This is a genomic window from Piscinibacter sp. (genome assembly GCF_050175855.1).
Lineage (GTDB): Bacteria > Pseudomonadota > Gammaproteobacteria > Burkholderiales > Burkholderiaceae_C > Piscinibacter.
In genome coordinates this window covers 1-4,074 of sequence record NZ_JBFXIO010000427.1, presented here as the reverse complement: position 1 = coordinate 4,074, position 4,074 = coordinate 1, and the positions used below count along the sequence as shown (strand labels likewise).

The 4,074-nt window shown below is 70.6% G+C and carries 3 protein-coding genes; all 3 read left to right on the top strand.

Features of this window, described 5'->3' with window-relative positions; genetic code table 11:
- A partial coding sequence (locus AB7U92_RS23105) for an alpha-E domain-containing protein (RefSeq protein WP_428582526.1) occupies window positions 1–761 on the top strand: 761 nt, incomplete at its 5' end.
- A 14-nt stretch (window positions 762–775) separates the two neighbouring features.
- Window positions 776–1,624 carry a transglutaminase family protein gene (locus tag AB7U92_RS23100; RefSeq protein ID WP_428582524.1) on the top strand — a complete coding sequence of 283 codons (849 nt, stop codon included), beginning with the start codon at window positions 776–778 and terminating at the stop codon, window positions 1,622–1,624.
- Window positions 1,625–4,074: transglutaminase family protein (locus tag AB7U92_RS23095; RefSeq protein WP_428582522.1), on the top strand; the 2,450-nt coding region annotated here is incomplete at its 3' end. It abuts the gene before it with no gap.

The window sequence follows — 4,074 nt, the reverse complement described above, 5'->3', positions numbered from 1 at the left end:
ACATGGTGGCCGACGCGCAGAACCCGTCGAGCATCCGCTCCTGCCTGATGGCCGCGCGCGAGAACGCCCGCGCGGTGCGCGGCACGCTCACCACCGAGGTCTGGGAGACGCAGAACCAGACCTGGCTGGAGTTCCAGCGCATGGTGGCCGGCAGCGACTTCCAGCGCGACCCGAGCGCGCTGTTCGAGTGGGTGAAGTTCCGCTCGCATCTCTCGCGCGGCGTCACGGTCGGAACCATGCTGCAGGACGAGGCCTTCCACTTCCTGCGCATCGGCAGCTTCCTCGAGCGCGCCGACAACACCGCGCGGCTGCTCGACGTGAAATTCCACGCCGCCGACCTCGAGTTCTTCGGTGCGACGCCGTCGCAGGGGCAGGGCGCGAACGCCAATGCCGCCGTCGAGTACGACTTCTATCACTGGTCGGCGATCCTGCGCTCGGTGTCCGGCTTCGAGGTCTATCGCAAGGCCTACCGCAACGTGATCCTGCCGGAGAAGGTGGCCGAGCTGCTGATCCTGCGGCCCGACATGCCGCGGTCGCTGGCGGCGTGCGTGACCGAGGTGGTGGCCAACCTCGAGCGCGTGGCCAACGAGCAGTCGGGCGAGACGCTGCGCCAGGCCGGCCGGCTGCGCGCCGACCTGCAGTACGGCCGCATCGACGAGATCCTCGCCACCGGGCTGCACGCGTTCCTCACGCAGTTCCTCGACCGGGTCAACACGATCGGCGTCGGCATCAGCCGCGACTTCCTCGTCCCGGTTCAATGACGGCTCGCTGAGCGATGAAACTCAGCATCCGCCACGAGACGCACTACGACTACAGCGCGCCGCTGCAGTACGCGCTGCAGCAGCTGTGCCTCACGCCGCAGGCCAACGCTCACCAGGCGGTGGAGGAGTGGCACGTCAGCGCGCCGGGCCATCTCTATGCCCAGCGCGACGCCTTCGGCAACCTGTCGCACAGCTGGAGCATGGCGCGCGCCAAAGGCGGCCGCCACGTCTACCGCGGCAGCGTGATGGCGCATGGCGTGGTGCGCACGCAGCCGTCGCCGTGGCTGGTCGACGACCTCGCCGCGCCGCACCCGGCGCTGTACTTGCGGCCGACCCCGCTGACGGCGCCCGATGCCGCGCTGGTCGGTCTCGGCCGCTCGCATCTGCTGGGCCGCAGCGACGACGAGGCCGCGTTGCTCGCACTGGCCGGCGCCGTGGCCGGAGCCGTCGAGTACCGCGCCGGGATCACGCATGTCGGCACCTCGGCCGCCGAGGCGCTCGCGCTGGGCGCCGGCGTGTGCCAGGACCAAGCGCACGTCTTCATCGCCGCCTGCCGCGCGGCGGGCCTGCCGGCGCGCTACGTCAGCGGCTACTTCCATTCGCCGCGCGCCCATCATCTGGCCAGCCACGCCTGGGCCGACGTTTGCGTCGACCTGGCCGCGCGACGCTGGCTGTCCGTCGACATCACCCACCGCTGCACGATGGACGAGCGCCACGTGCGGCTGGCCGTCGGCCCCGACTACGCTGCCTGTGCGCCGGTGCGTGGCGTGCGCGAAGGCGGCGGCAACGAGGCGATGAGCGTGCGCGTGCGCATCGAGCCGCTGCCCGGCGCGATGCACGAAGAGATCACCCTGGAGTCCTGAATGTCCATCCACGTCGCGCTCAACCACGTGACCCACTACCGGTACGACCGGCCCATCCACCTCGGGCCGCAGGTGGTGCGGCTGCGTCCGGCGCCGCACTCGCGCACGCGCATCCTGAGCTACTCGATGCGCGTCGAGCCGGCCGGGCACTTCATCAACTGGCAGCAGGATCCGCAGTCGAACTACCTCGCCCGGCTGGTGTTCCCGGACAAGACGACGAGCTTCCGCATCGAGGTCGATCTGGTCGCCGAGATGTCGGTGCTCAACCCGTTCGACTTCTTCCTCGAGCCCTCGGCGGAGAACTTTCCGTTCGACTACGACCCGTCGCTCGCGCACGAGCTGGCGCCGTACCGGCTCAAGGGCGAGCTGACGCCGCTGCTGGCGAACTACCTCGCCGCGATCCCGCGCGAGAAGAAGCAGACCACCAACTTCCTCGTCGAGCTGAACCAGAAGCTGCAGAAGGACATCGGCTACCTGATCCGCATGGAGCCCGGCGTGCAGACGCCGGAGGAAACGCTGCGCAGCGCCAGCGGCTCCTGCCGCGACACCGGCTGGCTGCTGGTGCAGATCCTTCGGCACCTCGGCTTCGCGGCGCGCTTCGTCTCCGGCTACCTCATCCAGCTCAAGCCCGACGTGAAGTCGCTCGACGGGCCGAGCGGCAGCGAGGTCGATTTCACCGATCTGCACGCCTGGTGTGAGGTCTACCTGCCAGGCGCCGGCTGGATCGGCCTGGACCCCACCTCCGGCCTGCTCGCCGGCGAAGGCCACATCCCGCTGGCCTGCTCGCCCGACCCCGGCTCGGCGGCACCGGTGACCGGCCTGATCGACGAGTGCGAGACCGAGTTCGAGCACCACATGAAGGTCTCGCGCGTGTGGGAGGCGCCGCGCGTGACGCTTCCCTACAGCGACGAGCAGTGGGCCGAGATCGAGGCGCTGGGCCACCGCGTCGACGACGACCTGCGCACGCACGACGTGCGCCTGACGCAGGGCGGCGAGCCGACCTTCGTCTCGGTCGACGACCGCGACGGCGCCGAGTGGAACACCGAGGCGATGGGCCCGACCAAGCGGCTGCTCGCCGCGGACCTGCTCGACAAGCTGCGCCTGAAGTACGGCGACGGCGGCCTGCTGCACTACGGCCAGGGCAAGTGGTACCCGGGCGAGCAGCTGCCTCGCTGGAGCCTCAACCTGTTCTGGCGCAAGGACCGCGAGCCGGTGTGGACGCATCCGGAGCTCTTCGCCGACGAGCACAAGGACTACGGCGTCACCGACGTGCAGGCGCGCCAGTTCCTCAAGGGTGTGGCGCGACGGCTGGCGCTGGACGCCAAGTACGTCTTCCCGGCCTACGAGGACACCTGGTACTACCTGTGGCGCGAGCGCAAGCTGCCGAGCAACGTCGATCCGTTCGACGCCCGCCTGGCCGACCCGCTGGAGCGCGAGCGCATCCGCAAGGTCTTCACCCAGGGCCTGGACAAGGTGGTCGGCCACGTGCTGCCGGTCTCGCGCACTTCGAGCGGGCCGGCGCGCTGGCAGACCGGGCCGTGGTTCCTGCGCAGCGAGCGCTGCTACCTGGTGCCGGGCGATTCGCCGCTGGGCTACCGGCTGCCGCTGGACTCGCAGCCCTGGGCCTCCGCCACCGACTACCCCTGGACGCACCAGCCGGACCCGACCCAGCCGTTCCCGCCGCTGCCGGCCTACCAGCGGCTGCGCTTCCCCGACCGGCTCGCCGAGGGCAGCGCCACGGGGCAGCCGGCCGGCAGTTTCGCCGAACGTTCGCGCGCCGCGCTGCGCGGCAATGGCTTCGGCCCCAGCGGCTTCGGCCAGCTCGACGACGCTGCGGAGCTGCCTGTCGCGGCACGCACGCCCCAGCGTTTCGAGTCGGCCGGCTGGATCACGCGCACCGCGATGTGCGCCGAGCCGCGAGGCGGGCGGCTGTACGTCTTCATGCCGCCGACCTCGGCGCTGGAGGATTACCTCGAGCTGGTGGCCGCGGTGGAGGACACCGCCGTCGAGATGAAGCTGCCGCTGATCCTCGAAGGCTACGAGCCGCCGCGCGACCCACGACTGGCCACGCTGCGCGTGACGCCCGACCCGGGCGTCATCGAGGTCAACATCCACCCGGCGCACAGCTGGTCCGAACTGGTGGACCAGACCACCCACCTCTACCAGGCGGCGCACGAGACGCGCCTGTCCACCGAGAAGTTCATGCTCGACGGACGCCACACCGGCACCGGCGGCGGCAACCACTTCGTGCTCGGGGGCGCCACGGTGGCCGATTCGCCCTTCCTGCGCCGGCCCGACCTGCTGGCCAGCATGGTCGCCTACTGGCACAACCCCCCGGCGCTGAGCTACCTGTTCTCCGGCCTGTTCGTCGGCCCGACCAGCCAGGCGCCGCGCATCGACGAGGCGCGCAACGACTCGGTCTACGAGATCGAGGTCGCCTTCGCCGAGCT

Excerpts from the sequence above, each read along its gene's own strand:
- AB7U92_RS23100 (WP_428582524.1), top strand. The coding sequence starts at position 776 with ATGAAACTCAGCATCCGCCACGAGACGCACTACGACTACAGCGCGCCG.